At 72.1% G+C, this 17,779-nt stretch carries 14 protein-coding genes; 6 read left to right on the top strand and 8 right to left on the bottom strand.

Annotated features, from left to right (window positions below; genetic code table 11):
- Window positions 1-328 precede the first annotated feature (328 nt).
- The 4 genes from QT381_RS05670 (at window position 329) to QT381_RS05655 (ending at window position 4,691) form a co-directional block, all read left to right on the top strand.
- A complete protein-coding gene (locus QT381_RS05670; RefSeq protein ID WP_289247807.1) occupies window positions 329-1,522 on the top strand; it encodes an ROK family transcriptional regulator in 1,194 nt (397 codons plus the stop codon).
- Window positions 1,523-1,598: 76 nt separating this feature from the next.
- Entirely contained in the window at window positions 1,599-2,648 is a 1,050-nt protein-coding gene (locus QT381_RS05665; RefSeq protein WP_289247805.1) for a sugar ABC transporter substrate-binding protein, read from the top strand.
- Between the two features lie 4 nt (window positions 2,649-2,652).
- On the top strand, window positions 2,653-3,474 hold the full coding sequence (locus tag QT381_RS05660; protein ID WP_502877457.1) for an ATP-binding cassette domain-containing protein: 822 nt from the start codon (window positions 2,653-2,655) through the stop codon (window positions 3,472-3,474).
- On the top strand, window positions 3,471-4,691 hold the full coding sequence (locus QT381_RS05655; RefSeq protein ID WP_289247803.1) for a sugar ABC transporter permease: 1,221 nt from the start codon (window positions 3,471-3,473) through the stop codon (window positions 4,689-4,691). The genes QT381_RS05660 and QT381_RS05655 overlap by 4 nt, the downstream gene beginning before the upstream one ends.
- A 32-nt stretch (window positions 4,692-4,723) precedes the next feature.
- Here QT381_RS05655 and QT381_RS05650 read toward each other — a convergent pair whose 3' ends face one another.
- Window positions 4,724-5,449, bottom strand: coding sequence for a cyclase family protein (locus QT381_RS05650; protein ID WP_289247801.1), 726 nt, complete (start codon window positions 5,447-5,449; stop codon window positions 4,724-4,726).
- Window positions 5,427-6,764 (bottom strand): APC family permease, encoded by a 1,338-nt coding sequence (locus QT381_RS05645; RefSeq protein WP_289247799.1) that lies wholly within the window; start codon window positions 6,762-6,764, stop codon window positions 5,427-5,429. Before QT381_RS05645 ends, QT381_RS05650 begins: the two co-directional genes overlap by 23 nt.
- A gap of 160 nt (window positions 6,765-6,924) precedes the next feature.
- Here QT381_RS05645 and QT381_RS05640 point away from each other — a divergent pair, with 160 nt between their 5' ends.
- Window positions 6,925-7,680, top strand: a complete 756-nt coding sequence (locus tag QT381_RS05640) for a hypothetical protein (RefSeq protein ID WP_289247797.1) — start codon at window positions 6,925-6,927, stop codon at window positions 7,678-7,680.
- 23 nt (window positions 7,681-7,703) lie between these two features.
- Here QT381_RS05640 and QT381_RS05635 read toward each other — a convergent pair whose 3' ends face one another.
- The 6 genes from QT381_RS05635 to QT381_RS05610 all read right to left on the bottom strand — a co-directional run bounded on the left by QT381_RS05635 (window position 7,704) and on the right by QT381_RS05610 (window position 16,382).
- Window positions 7,704-8,861: a cystathionine gamma-synthase gene (locus tag QT381_RS05635; protein WP_289247795.1), complete on the bottom strand. Its 1,158-nt coding sequence runs from the start codon at window positions 8,859-8,861 to the stop codon at window positions 7,704-7,706.
- Window positions 8,858-10,231 carry a cystathionine beta-synthase gene (locus QT381_RS05630; protein ID WP_289247793.1) on the bottom strand — a complete coding sequence of 458 codons (1,374 nt, stop codon included), beginning with the start codon at window positions 10,229-10,231 and terminating at the stop codon, window positions 8,858-8,860. Before QT381_RS05630 ends, QT381_RS05635 begins: the two co-directional genes overlap by 4 nt.
- Before the next feature lie 433 nt (window positions 10,232-10,664).
- The gene (locus tag QT381_RS05625; protein ID WP_289247847.1) at window positions 10,665-12,581 is read right to left on the bottom strand and encodes an ABC transporter ATP-binding protein; all 1,917 of its coding nucleotides are present in this window, start codon (window positions 12,579-12,581) and stop codon (window positions 10,665-10,667) included.
- 213 nt (window positions 12,582-12,794) lie between these two features.
- Entirely contained in the window at window positions 12,795-13,748 is a 954-nt protein-coding gene (locus tag QT381_RS05620; protein ID WP_289247791.1) for a carbohydrate ABC transporter permease, read from the bottom strand.
- Window positions 13,748-14,914 carry a carbohydrate ABC transporter permease gene (locus QT381_RS05615; RefSeq protein ID WP_289247790.1) on the bottom strand — a complete coding sequence of 389 codons (1,167 nt, stop codon included), beginning with the start codon at window positions 14,912-14,914 and terminating at the stop codon, window positions 13,748-13,750. The genes QT381_RS05620 and QT381_RS05615 overlap by 1 nt, the downstream gene beginning before the upstream one ends.
- Window positions 14,915-15,035: 121 nt before the next feature.
- Window positions 15,036-16,382: an ABC transporter substrate-binding protein gene (locus QT381_RS05610; RefSeq protein WP_289247789.1), complete on the bottom strand. Its 1,347-nt coding sequence runs from the start codon at window positions 16,380-16,382 to the stop codon at window positions 15,036-15,038.
- Between the two features lie 292 nt (window positions 16,383-16,674).
- On the opposite strand from QT381_RS05610, the gene QT381_RS05605 reads away from it, so the two are divergent.
- Window positions 16,675-17,688, top strand: coding sequence for a LacI family DNA-binding transcriptional regulator (locus QT381_RS05605; protein ID WP_289247788.1), 1,014 nt, complete (start codon window positions 16,675-16,677; stop codon window positions 17,686-17,688).
- Window positions 17,689-17,779: the final 91 nt, after the last annotated feature.

Raw genomic sequence — 17,779 nt, 5'->3', positions numbered from 1 at the left:
CCAGGATGGTGGGGCGGTTCGACGGTGCTGACGTCGATGGGGCGGATGCCGGCTGCACGGGCGCCACTGGCGGACCTCCTTGTCTCGCGGAACTCGCGGATGCCGATTCGCTCGGTCCGCGGCTCCGAATGTAGGCCTCAAAGCCCTTGGCGTCAAATAATGAACCCAAAGCGCGGTTTCATGCGGCCCGTGCACGGTTTCGCCCCCGGTTGTCGTCATCGCCTGAACCCATTGCAACGATTGGGTCACGGTCGTGGCATCCGTCCCCGGAGCATGCTATCGCCCCCCGGACGGGGGTGGATCGGGCCGTCCCGTGTATCCTTCCCCCGTGACGGGCAGGCAGCGGACCCCGGGATCGCAGACTTCACTGCGCGAAGCCAACCGCGCGCGCCTCGTCGACTCGCTCAAGCAGCACGGCCGCCTCACCCAGGTCGAGCTGGCGGGCGTCACGGGCCTGTCCCCCGCCACCGTCTCCAACATCGTCAAGGAGCTGAGCGCATCCGGCGTGCTCACGACGACGGCCTCGTCGCGCAGCGGGCGCCGCGCCGTCGAGGTCGCCCTCGCCCGACAGCTCGGCCTCGTCGCCGGCCTGCACTTCTCATCGCGACACCTGCGGATCGCGATCTCCGACGTCGGTCGCGCCGTCGTCGCCGAGAACCACGTGCCGCTCGCCTTCGACCACCGCCACGACCGCGAGCTCGACCGCGCGGCCCTCCTGCTCGGCGACATGCTCGACTCGGTGGGGGCGAGCCTCGACGACGTGCTCGCGGTCGGCATCGCGCTGCCCGTGCCGATCGACCAGTCCACCGGCATGATCTCCGCCCCCGGCCTCATGCGCGGCTGGGAGGGCGTGCCGATCGCCGAGGACTTCGAGCAGCGCGTGCAGCGGCCCGCGATCGTCGACAGCGACGCGAACGCCGGCGCCCTCGCCGAGCACCGCCAGGGCGCGGCGCGCGACGTGTCGAGCGCCGCCTACGTGCGCGCCGGACACACCATCGGCGCCGGCCTCATCCTCGACGGACGGGTCTTCCACGGCACCCGCGGCAAGGCCGGGCAGATCGGCCACGTCACGATCGACGAGAACGGACCGATCTGCCGCTGCGGATCGCGGGGCTGCCTCGACACGCTCGCGGGCGGTCCCGCGCTCATGGAGCTGTTCCGCGGCGACCCGCGCATGCAGCGGCTGCGCGACCTGCTCGCCCAGGCCGACGCGGGCGACGCGAGCTGCCGTCGCGTCATCGCGGATGCCGGGCGCCACATCGGGATCGCCCTCGCGAACCTGTGCAACATCGTCGATCCCGAGCTCGTCGTCGTCGGCGGGGAGCTCGCCCAGGCCGGCGAGACCCTGCTCGCTCCGATGCGCCACGCGCTCGAGCGCAGCGCGCTCGCGGGCGCCGCGGGCGTGCCCGACATCGTGCAGGGCGCGCTCGAGAGCCGCGCCGAGCTGCTCGGCTGCCTGAGCCTCGCGATCGACAGCATCGGGGTGGGCGACGGCATCCGTTTCCCGGCCGTCGCCGGCTGATCGGGCCCGCGGCGGGTTCGGACCCGCCCGCCGCGCGGCGTACGCTTGACCCACCCACAGCACCGGGAGCCCATCGATGTCGATCCGACTCCGCACGGTCGCGGTCGCGCTCGTCGCCGCGGCCCTCATCGTGCTGTCCGGATGCGCGCCCGCGGGCGGCGGCGCCGCGATCGCGCTCCTGCTGCCCGAGTCCAAGACGGCGCGCTACGAGGCGAGCGACCGGCCCGTGTTCGAGTCGGAGGTCGCCCGGCTCGGCGGCGGGCGGGTGCTCTACTCGAACGCCGACCAGGACGCCGCGAAGCAGCAGACGCAGGCCGAGGCCGCCCTCGCGCAGGGCGTCAAGGTGCTCGTGCTCGACCCGGTCGACGCGGAGGCGGCGATCTCGATCGTTCAGGCCGCGAACGCACGCGGCGTGCCCGTCGTCGCCTACGACCGCCTGCCCGCGGGCGGCGACATCGCCTACTACGTGTCGTTCGACAACGAGGACATCGGCGTGCAGCAGGCGACCGCGTTCGTCGCGCGCGTCGACGAGGTCGGCGCCGGCCGCGGCATCCTCATGCTCAACGGCGCGCCCACCGACCCGAACGCCGCCGAGTTCAAGGCCGGCGCGCACAGCGTCATCGACGCGAGCGACCTCGACGTGCTCGCGGAGTTCGACACCCCGGACTGGAGCCCCGACCAGGCGCAGAGCTGGGTCGCGGGCCAGATCACCCAGTTCGGCTCGCGCATCGCCGGCATCTACGCGGGCAACGACGGCACCGCGGGCGGCGCGATCGCGGCGCTCAAGGCGGCGGATGTCGCGCGGCTTCCCGTCGTCTCCGGGCAGGACGCCGAGCTGGCCGGCATCCAGCGCATCGTCGCCGGCGACCAGTACCTCACGATCTACAAGGCGATGCGCGCGCAGGCGGCGCGCGCCGCGCAGGTCGCCGTCGACCTCGCGACCGGCCTCGCCGTCACGGGCGACACGACGATCGGCGGCATCCCCGCCACCGTGCTGCCCGCCGAGGTCGTCACGGTCGACACGATCGCGTCGACCGTCGTCGCCGACGGCGTGTACACGATCGCCCAGATCTGCACAGCCGAGTACGCCGCCGCCTGCGCCCGCGCCGGGCTGACGGGAGGATAGACCGGTGACCCCGCCCGAACCCGCGCGTCGCCTCGCCCTCGCGGAGGGCGACGAGAACCCCGAGCGCATCCTGTCGCTGCGCGGCATCACCAAGCGCTTCGGCGCCGTGCGCGCCCTGGCCGGCATCGACCTCGACGTGCACGCCGGCGAGGTCGTGGCGATCGTCGGCGACAACGGCGCCGGCAAGTCGACGCTCGTGAAGATCCTCGCCGGGGTGCACCCGCAGGATGCCGGCTCGATCACCGCGTTCGGCACGACGACGACGATCGCGAACCCCACCGACTCGATCGAGCTCGGCATCGCCACGGTGTTCCAGGATCTCGCGCTGTGCGACAGCCTCGACGTCGTGTCCAACCTGTGGCTCGGCCAGGAGCTCACCCGGTCGGGCGCGCTCGACGAGGTCGCCATGGAGGCCCGCTCGTGGACCCTGCTGCGCGAGCTGCGGGCACGCCTCACGAGCGTGCGGGTGCCCGTCGCCGCGCTCTCGGGCGGCCAGCGGCAGACCGTCGCGATCGCCCGCGCCCTCATCGGCGACCCCGGCATCGTCGTGCTCGACGAGCCGACCGCGGCGCTCGGGGTGTCGCAGACCGCCGAGGTGCTCAACCTCATCGAGCGGCTGCGCGAGCGCGGCCTCGGCGTCATCCTCGTCTCGCACAACATCGCCGACGTGCTCGCCGTCGCCGACCGCGTCGTCGTGCTGCGCCTCGGGCGCAACAACGGCGACTTCCTCGCGAGCGAGATCACGAGCGACACCCTCATCGCGGCGATCACGGGCGCCACCGACCGGTCCGCCACGCGCCGGCCGGTCGGCGAGGACGCCCGGTGACCGGCGAGCTGGCGCGCGTCGAGGCGGCGCGCCCCGGCATCCGTTCGCTCCTCGGCGCGCTGCGCGACCGCGTGCGCACCGGCGACCTGGGCTCGGCGCCCGTGCTCATCGGCCTCGCGGTGATCTGGATCGTGTTCCAGGTGCTCAACCCGTTCTTCCTGTCCAGCGAGAACCTCGTCAACCTGACGATGCAGAGCGCGGCGACCGGCACGATGGCGATCGGCATCGTGCTCGTGCTGCTCGTCGGCCAGGTCGACCTCTCGGTCGGCAGCGTGAACGGGCTGGCCGGCGCCATCGTCGCCGTCGGGTTCGTGCAGCTCGGCCTGCCGCTGTGGCTCGTCGTCATCGGCGCCGTGCTCGCGGGCTCGGTCGTCGGGGTGGTGTTCGGCGTGCTGTACACGCGCTTCGGCGTGCCCGGCTTCGTCATCACGCTCGCCGGACTGCTCGCGGTGCTCGGCCTGCAGCTGCTCGTGCTCGGCGACGCGGGCTCGATCAACCTCCCGTTCGGGTCGTGGATCGTCGAGTTCGGCCAGCAGATGTTCCTGCCGGCGTGGCTCAGCTACCTCATCGCGGCGGCGTGCACGGCGCTCTACGCGGTGCGCGGCTTCGGCGAGCGGCGCCGGCGGCTGGATGCGGGGCTCGCGGCGTCCTCCCGGCTCGCGACCCTCGCGCGCACCGCCGCGCTCGGCGTGCTGCTCGGCGCCGTGATCAGCTACCTCGACCGGTCACGCGGCATCGGGCTGATGTTCCTGGTCTTCATCGCCCTCGTGACGGGCGCGCACATCGTGCTCACCCGCACCCGCTGGGGACGGGCGGTGTACGCGGTCGGCGGCAGCGTCGAGGCGGCGCGGCGGGCCGGCATCCGGGTCGATCGCGTGTTCGTGTCGGTGTTCGTCGCGTGCTCGACCCTCGCCGCGGTCGGCGGTGTGATGGCGGCGGCGCGGCTCGCCGGCGCGACCCAGTCGAGCGGCAGCGGCGACGTCTACCTGATGGCGATCGCCGCCGCGGTCATCGGCGGCACGAGCCTGTTCGGCGGCCGCGGCTCCGCGTTCTCCGCGCTGACCGGCACGCTCGTGCTCTCGTCCATCACGAGCGGACTCACCCTGCTGAGCCTCAACTCGTCGGTGCGCTACCTCGTCACGGGCGGCGTGCTCGTGCTCGCGGTCATCGTCGACTCGATCAGCCGGCGCACGCGCCGCGCCGCCGGTCGCGCCTGACGCGCCGCGCCCGACCCGGTGCGGCCCGGCGCTCAGCCCAGGATCGCGAAGGCGCGCACCGGGAAGGTGCCGAAGTCCTCGACCGCGGGCGGTGCCGCCGTGAAGCGCGCGCCGGTCTCGGGCAGCTCGCCGAGGCCGGTCAGGTGCTCGACGACGTGGATGCCCGCGGCGAGCAGCCGCGAGTGCGCCGGCCGCTCGCCGCCCGACTCGGTGTCGTCGACGTTGAGCGCGTCGATGCCGACGAGCGCGGCGCCGCGCTCGACGAGGCGCTCGACCGCCCCCGTGGTGAGGAACGGCGAGCCGGAGCCGTACTCCGGGGTGCCGAACCGCTCGTCCCATCCGGTGTGCACGAGCACCGCGGCACCGCGCAGGTCGAGGTCCGGCAGTGCCGAGGCGGGCACGCCGCGCTCCGCGGCATCCGTCACGTGCACGACGACCGCGGGCAGGTCGACGAGCGTCGCGAGGTCGAGGCCCGCGAGGTCGGGTCCGTCGGCGTACCGGTGCCACGGGCTGTCCAGGTAGGTGCCCGTGTTGCCGATCATCGTGATGACGTCCATCGCGAACTCGGTTCCGGGCGCGTAGTGCGACCGGGACTCCGCCCGCGTCAGGTGCGGCTCGATCCTCGGCGCCGGGAGCCCCGGATACGTGACCAGCCCGGCACGGATGCGGTGGCTGAGGTCGACGACGCGGCGCGCGGCCGGCGACGACGACGCAGCGTCGTGGCGGGCGCGCCGCTCAGGCGCGGAGGGTGCGGGCACGGCGGCTCCTTCGGGGTGTCGCCGAGCGGCGCGCTGCCGCCCGGCGGATGAGCGTGAGCGCGACCGCCACGACGACGAGCGCGAGCGGGATGACGAGGTGCAGGCCGGCGAGCCCGACGAGACCGGCGACGAGCACGACCGTGACGACGGCCGCCGCCCGGCCCGCGGTGCGTCGCGGCAGGATGCGCACCGCGGCGATCGCGCCGAGCAGGTAGACGACCACCATGCAGCTGGTGTGCACGAGGATGAACGGCGCGAGGTCGAGCCCGCTCGCGACGAGCGCCGCGCCGTAGACGAGCGTGAGCACGCCGACGACCGCGAGGGCGCGTCGCGGCGCCCCGCCGCTCTCGGCACCGGGCGCGAGCGCGCGAGGCAGGTCGCCGTCGCGGGCGAGCGACGCCCCGAGCTTCGCGAACGCGGAGAGGTAGGCGCCGAGCACCCCGAGCGTGACGATCGCCGCGATGACCGCGATGACCCAGCGCGCGGCACCGGGTGCGCTGCGGGCGAGGACGTCGAGCAGCGGCACGCTGCTCCCGCCCGCGGCGTCGCCGAGCACGCCGACCGCGACGAGCTGCAGCGCGAGGTAGGCCAGTCCGACGACGACGAGCGCGATCGCGGTGGCCGCCGGGATGGTGCGTCGCGGGTTCCGGAACTCCCCCGCGATGTGCGTCACCGCCTCCCAGCCCGCGAACGCCCAGACGAACAGGCTCATCGCGGCGCCGACGCCGCCCCAGCCGCGCGGGAGCGGCGGCGTGAAGTTCGCCGGATCGACGGCGGGCGCCGCGAGCGCGACGACACCGATGACGATCGCGACGAGCAGCGCCGTGAGCACGAGCTGCACGCGGCCGGAGACGCGCAGCCCGAACGCGGTCGACACGAACGGCGGCACCAGCAGTGCCGCGGCGACCGGCACGACGGCCCACGACGCACCGCCGAGCACGGCGACCAGGTAGCTCGCGCCGGAGACCGCGACGACCGGGATGCCGACCGCGACGCCGAAGAAGAACAGGTAGCCGGCCGAGCGCGCCGCGGTCGCGCCGAGCGCGAGCCGCACGTAGGTGGCGACACCGCCCGCGTCCGGATGCCGCGCGGCGAGCGCGGCGAACGTCGCGGCGAGCGGCACCGACAGCGCGAGCACGCCGAGCACCCCGACCACGGATGCCGGCCCCGCGGCGCGGGCGGCGAGCCCGGGCAGCACGAGCACGCCGGTGCCGAGCACGGCCGCGACGTAGAGCGCGGCGGCGCTCGGCAGGCCCAGGGTGCCGCCCGCGCGGGGCTCGGCGGCGCGCGTCCCCGCGCGAGTGGTGGTGCTCATGTCTCGAGCCTGCCGTGGCATGAACGCGATGACCAGCGTATTTCAGCCATCGCGTCCCGCATTCGCGCCAGCCGCATCCGTCGCGCCGGCACGGTGGCCTTCGGACGCTCTCGGACCGGACGCGATGCCTTCCGGCCGTTGTTCGGGCAGAATGTCGCGCATGAGAGAGATTCGCGAGGGTGCCGAGCTCATTCCCGCCGACCTGCTCGGCCGGATCGATCCCGCTCTCCCGGCCCTGCTCGGCCGGGTGGCGATGACCTCGGCGCTGCTCGAGCGCGAGATCGCCCTCCTCACCGCCGCGATCGTCGGCGGCAAATCGCAGACGCGGGTGCGCGCCCGCGTCTCGGCGAACATCCGCGGCATCCGGCGCGCGCTCGACGGCGCGCGCCGGCAGCCCGCGTGGGCCGCCCACGCCGATGCCGTCGAGTCGCTGCTCAGGCGCGCCTCGGCGCTGCTCGTGGAGCGCGACCGGATGCTGCGCGTGGTCTGGACGCAGCCGGGCGGCTCGAGCTGGGGCGGTCATCCGGGCTCGGTCGTCGACCCGCCGGTCGGCACCGCGCTGCCGACCTGGACCGACGCGGACCGGATCGACGTCGGTCCCGAGCGGCTCGAGCAGCTCGTGCTCGACCTCGCGGCCGCCGCGACCGATGCGTCCCACTCGGTCGCCCGGTTCGCGTCCTACCGCCGCCCGGCGACCATTGCTCCGGCGAACCGGGCGCCGCGCTCCGGCGTCGGCGACTGGGGGCGCGTCGCGACCGGCGACCGCGTGGAGCTGCGGGGCAAGCGCGCGCTCGACCGGCGCTCGCTCTCTGTCGTCGACGTGCTCCCGCGCACGCTCGCCGACCGGCACGGCATCCTCGGCGATGACGGCGTCGAGTACCGCCAGTTCCACTGGGACCTCCGCATCATCGGGTAGCGGTCGCCCGGCGCCCCGCCGCGCTACAGCCGGTCCAGCGCCCCGAGCAGGTCGTCGCGGAGGTCGTCGAGGTCCTCGATCCCGACCGAGAGACGCACGACGTTCTCGGGCACCTCGAGCTCCGTGCCGCGCACCGACGCGTGCGTCATCTCGCTCGGGTAGCAGACGAGCGACTCGACACCGCCGAGCGACTCCGCGAGCTGGAAGTAGTCCATCGAGTTCGCGAACGCCTTCGTCGCATCGCCACCGGCCCGCAGCGCGATCGTCAGCATCCCGCCGAACGCCCGCATCTGGGCGGCCGCGAGCGCGTGACCGGGGTGCGTGTCGAGCCCGGGGTAGTAGACGGCCTCGAGCTTCGGATGCCCGACGAGCGCCTCGGCGAGCGCCTGCGCGTTCGCGGAGTGCCGGTCCATCCGCACGCCGAGGGTCTTGATGCCGCGCACCGTGAGCCAGGCGTCGAACGGCCCGGAGACGGCGCCCGCGCCGAACTGCAGGAAGCCGACCTTGTCGGCGAGCTCGGCATCCGCGGTGATCACGGCGCCGCCCACGACGTCCGAGTGGCCGCCGAGGTACTTCGTCGTCGAGTGCACGACGACGTCGGCGCCGAGCGAGAGCGGCTGCTGCAGGTAGGGCGTCGCGAACGTGTTGTCGACCACCACGAGGATGCCGTGCTCGTGCCCGATCGCCGCGAGCGCCGCGATGTCGGTGATCTTCATGAGCGGGTTGGACGGCGTCTCGACCCAGAGCACCCTCGTCGCGGGCGTGATCGCGGCGCGCACCGCATCCAGGTCGCTGAAGTCGGCGGTCGAGAGCGACACGCCCCACGGCACGAACAGGCGGTTCACCAGCCGGTGCGTGCCGCCGTAGACGTCGTTCGCCATGAGCACCGCGTCGCCCGGGCGGAGCACGGCGCGCAGCAGGGCGTCCTCGGCGGCGAGGCCCGAGCCGAAGCTGAACGCGTGCGTGCCGCCCTCGAGCGAGGCGAGCAGCTGCTGCAGGCTGTCACGCGTCGGGTTGCCCCCGCGCGCGTACTCGTAGCCGCCGCGGAAGCCGCCCACGCCGTCCTGCACGAACGTGCTCGTGAGGTACACCGGCGGCACGACCGCCCCCGTGGTCGGGTCGAAGGCCTGGCCGGCGCGGAGCGCGCGCGTGGAGAACCCCGCGGTCGGGAAGTCGGTCATCGGGAACCCTCCGAGAGGAACGTGAGCAGGTCGTGGCGGGTGAGCACGCTGACGGGCTTGCCGTCCTGCGCGACGAGCAGGGCATCCGTCGCCGAGAGCGCGGACCGCGCGTCGCTCACCGGCGCGCCCGTGCCGATGAGCGGCAGCGGCGCGCCGACGAACGGGGCGATCGCGTCGGCGAGCCGGGCGCGCCCGCTGAACACGAGGTCGAGCAGCGTCGCCTCGTCGAGCGCGCCGACGACCTCGCCCATCACGACGGGCGGCTCGGCCGTGAGCACCGGCACCTGGCTGACGTCGTACTCGGTCATGATCGCGATCGCGTCGCGCACGGTGTCCGACGGATGCACGTGCACGAGATCCGGGAGCGCCCCGGTCTTCGCACTGATCACGTCGGCGACCGTCTGCTCGAGCGTCGGCTGCGCGAACCCGTAGGACTGCATCCAGCGGTCGTTGAACACCTTGCCGAGGTAGCCGCGGCCGCCGTCGGGCAGCAGCACGACGACGACGTCCTGCTCGGTGAGGTCCTCGGCGAGCTCGAGCGCCGCGGCGACCGCGAGACCCGACGAGCCGCCGACGAGCAGCCCCTCCTCGCGCGCGAGCCGCCGGGTGAGCGCGAAGCTCGCGGCGTCGGACACGGGGATGATGCGATCGACGACGCCCGGGTCGTAGGCGTCCGGCCAGAAGTCCTCGCCGACGCCCTCGACGAGATACGGGCGGCCGGTGCCGCCGGAGTAGACGCTGCCCTCGGGGTCGGCGCCGACGATCTGCACGCCGCCCTCCGAGACCTCCTTGAGATAGCGGCCGGTGCCCGAGATCGTGCCGCCCGTGCCGACGCCCGCGACGAAGTGCGTGACGCGGCCCTCGGTGTCGCGCCAGATCTCCGGGCCGGTCGTCTCGTAGTGGCTGAGCGGCCCGTTCGGGTTCGCGTACTGGTTCGGCTTGAACGCGCCGGGGATCTCGCGCGCGAGCCGGTCGCTCACCGAGTAGTACGACTCCGGGCTCTCCGGGGCGACGGATGTGGGGGTCACCACGACCTCGGCACCGTACGCGGCGAGCACGCTGCGCTTGTCCTCGCCGACCTTGTCGGGCAGCACGAAGACGCAGCGGTAGCCGCGCTGCTGTGCGACGAGGGCGAGGCCGACTCCCGTGTTGCCGGAGGTCGGCTCGACGATCGTGCCCCCCGGCCTCAGGAGGCCGTCCCGCTCGGCGGCGTCGATGATCCGCTCGGCGATGCGGTCCTTGCTCGACCCGCCGGGGTTGAGGTATTCGACCTTGGCGAGCACGAGCGGCTTCACGTGGCTCGCGAGGGCGCTGAGCCTGACGAGGGGCGTGTCGCCGATGAGGTCGAGGACGGAGTTCGCGTACTTCACGTCGGAGGTCTTTCGATTGTCGTCGGGGCTGGGCGGCCGGGCCGGTTCGAGCGGAGCCGGGCGCGCGTCAGCGAAGGTCGGGGTCTGGGTTACCGACAGCGACGACAGCGAGAGAGCACGCGCCCACCCTAGTCGCATCCGGCCCGGCGGGCGAGGGGCGCGGACGGCCCGGGGCGACGAGAGCCCGGAACTCCCAGCAGACGTCCGTGATCGCGATACCGCACCCGTACGCCCGTGACGCTGGCGCCCTCGTCATCGACCTCCACCTCGGCCACGATGTCGTCGGCGTGGTCCGATCGGGCCGCGATGGGCGCGGTTCTCTCCTCGTGAACGATCAGACGTCTCCGCCGGCCGCATCCACTCCCCACCCGACGTCGCCGACGTCGCCGATCTGCCCTGGATGCGCGGGTCTTCGGCCGGGGCAGCCCACACCCTAGGGCAGATCGGCGAACCCCGCGGCGGGCGCCGGCGAGGTGATCGGCGCGGCGGACTGGCGCGACCACAGGTCGGCGTAGACGCCGCCGCGCCCGAGCAGCTCGGCGTGCGTGCCCGACTCGACGATGCGGCCCGCCGCGACGACGTGGATCACGTCCGCGTCGACGATCGTCGAGAGCCGGTGCGCGATCGCGATCGTCGTGCGACCGGATGCCGCCGTCTCGATCGCCCGCTGCACGACCGACTCGCTGAGCGAGTCGAGCGCGCTCGTCGCCTCGTCGAGCACGAGCACGGGCGGGTCCTTGAGCAGCACGCGCGCGATCGCCACCCGCTGCTTCTCGCCGCCGGACAGCCGGTAGCCGCGCTCCCCCACGATCGTGTCGTAGCGGTCCGGGAAGCTCACGATCGTGTCGTGGATGTCGGCGGCACGGGCCGCCGCCTCGAGCTCGGCGTCGGTCGCATCCGGCTTCGCGTAGCGCAGGTTCTCGGCGATCGTGGCGTGGAACAGGTAGGTCTCCTGCGTGACGATGCCGACGGCGCCGACGAGCGACTCCGCGCGCAGCTCGCGCACGTCGTCGCCGGCGAAGCGCACGACGCCGCCTGTCGCGTCGAACAGCCGCGGCACGAGCGACGAGATCGTCGTCTTGCCGGCCCCCGACGGCCCGACGAAGGCCACGAACTGGCCGGGCTCGATCGCGAACGACACGTCCTGCAGCGTCGGCCGGGACTCGGCCGGCGCATCCGGATAGCGGAAGCCCACGCGCTCGAAGGCGACCGCCCCGAGCCGGGTGGGGTCCACGTCGCGCGCGTCCGCGGCATCCGTGATGGCGGGTCTCAGGTCGAGGTACTCGAAGATGCGGGCGAACAGCGCGCCCGACGTCTGCAGGTCGAGCGCGACCCGCAGCAGACCCATGAGCGGGAACATGAGCCGCGACTGCACGGTCGTGAACGCGACGATCGTGCCCGCCGTGACGGGGATGTCGCGCAGGATCAGCCAGGCCGCGACGAGGTAGATGACGGCCGGCACGATCGACATGACGACGCTCACGAACGCGAAGAACCACTGCCCGCTCATCGCCTGCCGCACCTGGAGCCGGATCTGGCGCTCGTTCTCGCTCTCGTAGCGCGCGACCTCCAGGCGCTGCATCGTGAACGCCTTCGCGAGCAGGATGCCGCTCACGCTCAGCGACTCCTGCGTGATCGCGGTCATCTCCGACAGCGACTCCTGCGTCTTGGTGGCGATGCGGGCGCGCACCTGGCCGACCCGCCGCTGCGCGATGACGAGCGCCGGGAGCAGGATGACCGCGACGATCGTCATCTGCCAGCTCAGCAGCAGCATCGAGACGAGCGCCGCGAGCACGGTGACCGTGTTGCCGATGACGCTCGAGACCGTGTTGGAGAGCACGTTCGCGACGCCGCCGACGTCGTTCTGCAGCCGGGACTGGATGACGCCCGTCTTCGTGCGCGTGAAGAACGCGAGCTCCATCCGCTCCAGGTGCTCGAACAGCCGGATGCGCAGGCGTCCCATCACGGAGTTGCCGACGACCGCGGTGAGCCAGGTCTGCCACACGCCGAGCCCGGAGCTGATCAGCCAGAGCACGACCATCGCGCCCACGATGCCGGAGAGCACCGGCACGTTCGGGGCGCCGCCGCCGACGGGGAACAGGCCGAGGTCGAACGCCTCACGCGTGAGCAGCGGCGGCAGCACGCCGAGGCCCGCGCTGATGAGCACGAGCACGACGGTGAGCACGAGCTTCGACCGGTACGGCGTGAACAGGCTCGCGATCCGGCCGAGCAGGTGGTCGATGCGCGGCGCGGTGGCGTTCTCGGCGCGCTGGGCCGCCGCATCCCGGCCGCCGACCCGCTCGCGCTGCATCCCCGCCGCGCGGCGCGCGCCGCCCATGCCCCCGCCCATGCCGCTCACGGCACCACGCTACGCGTGCCGCCCGCCGCGGGAGTGCGCGTCCGCTGCGAGCGCACGCCCGCATCCGCCGCCCGCGGGTGTGCCCGAAAACGAAGGAGGAACCGGCCGGGGCGCGCCGGATCGCGCCGGAAGCGCGGCATCCGGGGCGATCCTCCTTCGTTTTCGGACGTCGGGTCCGGAACGGATGCGGGCGGGGCCGCCCGGTCAGCCCTTCGTGGAGCCCGCGAGCAGGCCGCGCACGAAGAAGCGCTGCAGCGCGAAGAACACGAGCAGCGGGATGAGCATGGCGATGAACGCGCCCGCGGGCAGCAGGTAGGCGTTCTGGCCGAACTCGCCCGTCAGCTCCGCGAGCGTGCGCGTGATCGGCGATGCCTTCCCGCTCGCGAAGATGAGGGCCACGAGCAGGTCGTTCCACACCCAGAGGAACTGGAAGATCGCGAACGACGCGATCGCGGGAACCGTGAGCGGCACGACGATCCGGAAGAAGATCTGGCCGTGACCTGCGCCGTCGACCCGGGCCGCCTCGATGACCTCGCGCGGGATCTCCGTGACGAAGTTGTGCAGCAGGAAGATCGCGAGCGGCAGCGCGAAGATCGAGTGCGCGATCCACACCTGCGTGTAGGTGCCGGCGTCCTTGAAGCCCTCGAACACCTCGTAGCCGTTGATGTAGAGGCCGCGGGAGAACAGCGACAGCAGCGGCACGAGGGTCATCTGGATCGGCACGATCTGCAGCGCGAACACGCCGACGAACAGGAAGTCCTTGCCCGTGAAGTCGATCCACGCGAACGCGTACGCCGCCATCGCGGCGATCACGAGCGGGATGACCGTGGCGGGCAGCGCGATCGAGACCGAGTTGACGAGCGACGCGAGCAGATTGTCGTTCGCGAGCACCGTCTGGTAGTTCTCGATCGTCAGGTCCCAGTTGACGAAGACGCTCCACCAGCCGGTGCGCACGACCTCCGACTGCGGCCGGAGCGAGGTCACGAACAGGCCGAAGGTGGGGATCGTCCACAGCAGGGCGATGATGAGCGACGCGATCGTGGCGCCGCGGCTCGTCAGCCGCCGCTTCGTGCGCTTGACCACGGAGCGCACGTCCGTCGCCTCGATCGCGCCCTTCCCGGAGCGCGTCACGGGCAGGTCCACCGGTGTCGCGCTCATCAGCGCACCTCCCTGGTCTTCTTGATCTGTCGGGCGTTGTAGATGACGATCGGCAGCACGAGCAGGAACAGCAGCACCGCGAAGGCGCTCGAGCGTCCCGGCTCGAACTTCTGCAGCAGGGTCACCATCTCGTTGGCGATGACCGAGGTGTCCGGATACGCGGTGCCCATGGTGCGCACGATGTCGAACACCTTGAGCGACGCGATCGAGATGGTCGTGAGCACGACGATGAGCGAGGGACGGATGCCGGGCAGCGTCACGTTCCAGAAGCGCTGCCACGCGTTCGTGCCGTCGATCTCGGCGGCCTCCAGCTGCTCGGTGGGCACGTTCTTGATCGACGCCGACAGCACCACCATGGCGAAGCCGGTCTGCACCCAGATGAGCACGACGATGAGCAGGAAGGTGTTGAGCGGCACCTGCTGCAGCCAGTTGACCGGGCTGCCGCCGACGAAGTCGACGAGGCCGTTGAGGATGCCGAACTGGTCGCCCTCGCCCCGGTAGCCGTAGACGAACCGCCAGATGATGCTGGCGCCGACGAACGAGATCGCCATCGGCATGAAGACGAGGATCTTGAAGAACTTCTCGCCCCGGGACCGGTCGATGAACACCGCGTAGGCGAGACCGGCGATCGTCGAGATCACCGGCGTCACGACGACCCACAGCACGGTGTTGCGGATGACGACGAGATTCTGCGGCTGACTGAAGATCCAGGCGAAGTTGTCGAACCCGACGAACTGCGGGTTCGCCGAGTTGTTGTTCATGAACGCGTAGATGATCGTCTGGATCGTCGGGTAGATGAGCCCCGCGATGAGCAGCAGGAACGCGGGCGCGAGGAACGCCACGAGCTGCAGCAGGTAGCCGCGTCCCGATCGGGCGCGGTAGTCGAGCAGGAACATCGCTGCGCCCAGCACCGCCCCGATGATCGCGACGACGGGCGTCCAGCCCGGGTTCGGGTTCCACGGCTCGGAGCCGAGGCCGAGCAGCAGCAGCGCGGGAACGACCACCGCGACCGCGAGGCGCAGCACGGTGTAGCCGCGCCCGGGGCGGGGGGCGACCTCGACGAAGAACAGCACGAGGGCGATGGCGACGAGGAACGCCAGGATGATGACGGGTATCTGCGCGAGCGGCGGAAGACTTCCGATCCACTCGAAGAGGTCTTTGAACACGGGATGCCTTTCGAGACGGCGTTGTCTAGGCGTACGGCGGTGGACGCGGTCGGCGGAACCGAGACTAGTGAACGGATGGGGCCGCGAACCAGGTTCGCGGCCCCATCCGTGTCACGGGTGGCTAGCTCGAGGGCCAGCCGGCCTCGATGGCCGACAGCACGGAGTCCGTCGAGTCGCCGTTCACCCAGTTGACCATCCCCTTCCAGAACGTGCCCGCACCGACGGCGCCCGGCATGAGGTCGGAGGCGTCGAAGCGGAACGTGGTGTCGGGGTTCTGCAGGATCTGGATGGCCTGCGTCAGCACCTCGCTCGACGCGTTCGCCGGGTCGAGACCCTTGTTGGCGCTGATCACGCCGCCGAGCTTCACGCGGCTGTTGGCCCAGTCCGCACTCGACAGGTACTCCTGCACCTTCTGGGTGTCGGCGTCGTTCGAGAACGCGGCGACGATCTCGCCGCCGCCCGTGACCGCCTGGCCCGCGTCGGCGTCCACCGGCGGGGTGAGGAACGCCCAGACGTCACCGTCGGGAGCGACCTTGCCGCCCGCATCCGTCAGGAAGCCGTCGAAGAACGACGCCTGGTGCGTCATCGGGCACTTCCCGTCGACGACCGCCTGCGCGACATCCGCGCCGAACGGCGTCGAGTTGATCGACGCGACGTCACCGATGCCGGCGTTCACGTAGTCCGGGTTGAGCAGGATCTCGCCGAGCGAGTCGAACGCCTGCTTGATCTTGGGGTCGGTGAACTTGACCTTGTCGGCGACCCACTGGTCGTACACGTCGGCGCCCTGCTGACGCAGCACGAGGTCCTCGATCCAGTCGGTGCCCGGCCAGCCGGTCGCCGCGTCCGAGCCGAAGCCCGCGCACCACGGCTTCGTGCCGGAGTCCGCGATCTTCTTCGTCAGGTCGAGCAGCTCCTGCCACGTGGTCGGCACCTCGTAGCCGTTGTCGGCGAAGTACTTCGGCGAGTACCAGATGAAGCCCTTGACGCTCGCCATCAGCGGCGCGCCGTAGAGCGTGCCGTCGACGGTCGCGTACTTGGCCCAGTCCTCGCTCCAGCCGCTCTTCACGTTGGCGGCCACGGCATCCGGTGCCGGCTGGATGTAGCCGCGCTTGACGAGGTCGCCGAGCAGTCCCGGCTGCGGGAAGATCGCGATGTCGGGGGCGTCGCCGCCCTGCGCGCGAACACCGATCTGGGCCTCGAACTCCTTGCTCGACTCGTACTTGATGTCGATGTTGTTGGCCTTCTCCCAGTCGGCCCACGACTGCTCGAGCAGGTCGGCCTCGGTGTCGGCGATCGTGCCGTAGATGGTGACGACGCCGTCGGCGTCGCCGGCATCCCCCGGGCCGTTGCCGCCTCCGCCACCGCCTCCTCCGCCACCGCCGCCGCCGGAACAGCCGACGAGGGTCAGACCCACGATGGCGGCGAGTGCGATGGGAGCGGCGAACCGTCGATGCAGGGTACGAACCATTCCTTTTCCTCCTCATTGAGGCCGGTCGACCGCAATCGGGCGACCAGACGGTGCAGTGCTGTCCGGACACCGCGAGCGACGGGCGCGCCATCGCAAACGGGAACCGGTTCCACGCACACCGTAGGCCACACGGGAAGCGGTATGCAACCGTTCACGGCCACGGATCGGTCACGATTGCTACACGCTCCCACGACGATGCCCTGGGACCGGTTCCACATCGGCGCCCGGTGCGCTATGGTGCGATTCGGCGACCCGAGCGCCGACCTTTCCCCCGGCCGATGGAGGTGACGGGATGAGCGGCATCACGGATGTCGCACGCGCCGCCGGCGTGTCCAAATCGACGGCCTCGCGCGCGCTCAGCGGCACCGGCTACGTGTCGGACGCGACCCGCCAGCGCGTCGTCGAGGCGGCGCGGGTGCTGGGCTTCGTCGCCTCGCAGAACGCCGCGAGCCTCGTCACGGGCCGCAGTCGCAACGTCGCCGTCGTGCTGCCCTACCTCAACCGCTGGTTCTTCGCCGAGGTGCTCGACGGCATCGAGTCGGCCCTCATCGACGCGGGCTACGACATGACGCTGTACCGGCTGCGGGACGACGAGGCCGAGCGCCAGCGCGTGTTCGAGTACTTCATCGTGCGCAAGCGGGTGGATGCCGTGGTCGCCGTCAACATCGCGCTCACCCCGACCGAGGTGCGCGCGCTCGGAGCGCTCGGCAAGCCCATCGCCGGCATCGGCGGCAACATCGACGGCATCCCGACCCTGAGCCTCGACGACGTCGAGGCGTCCCGCCGCGCGACCGAGCACCTCATCGGGCTCGGGCACCGGCGCATCATGCACCTGGGCGACGACCCGGATGTGCCCACCGAGTTCCCCGTGCACGCGAACCGGTTGCGCGGCTTCCGGCTCGCGCTCGCGGACGCGGGCATCACGATCGCCGACGACTCCCGCAGCTGCCCGTACACGATCCCCGGCGGCTACCGCGTGGCTCGCGAGGTGCTCGCCGACCCGCGCACGCGCCCCACGGCGATCGTGGCCGGATGCGATGAGATCGCGATCGGCGCCATCATCGCGGCGCGCGAGCTCGGCATCCCGGTGCCCTCGGGCCTGTCCCTCGTCGGCATCGACGACCACGACCTCGCGGAGATGTTCGAGCTCACGACGGTGCGGCAGCGCCCCGCCGAGCAGGGGCGGCACGTGATCGACCTCGTGCTGCGCTCGCTCGCCGACCCGCAGAGCACGGTCGCGCCCGAGGCGCTGCCGATCGAGATGGTCGTGCGCCGGAGCACGACCGCGCCGTCCGCCGCCGGCTGAGCGGAGGCCGGCCACGGCCGTCTCGAAGCCCCCACCGGGACGACGAACGGCCGCCGCGGGCGAACCCGCGACGGCCGTTCGGTGAAGAGGC

The sequence above is a fragment of the Galbitalea sp. SE-J8 genome (assembly GCF_030345695.1).
Lineage (GTDB): Bacteria > Actinomycetota > Actinomycetes > Actinomycetales > Microbacteriaceae > JAUASV01.
This window is presented reverse-complemented; position numbering and strand designations above follow the sequence as displayed.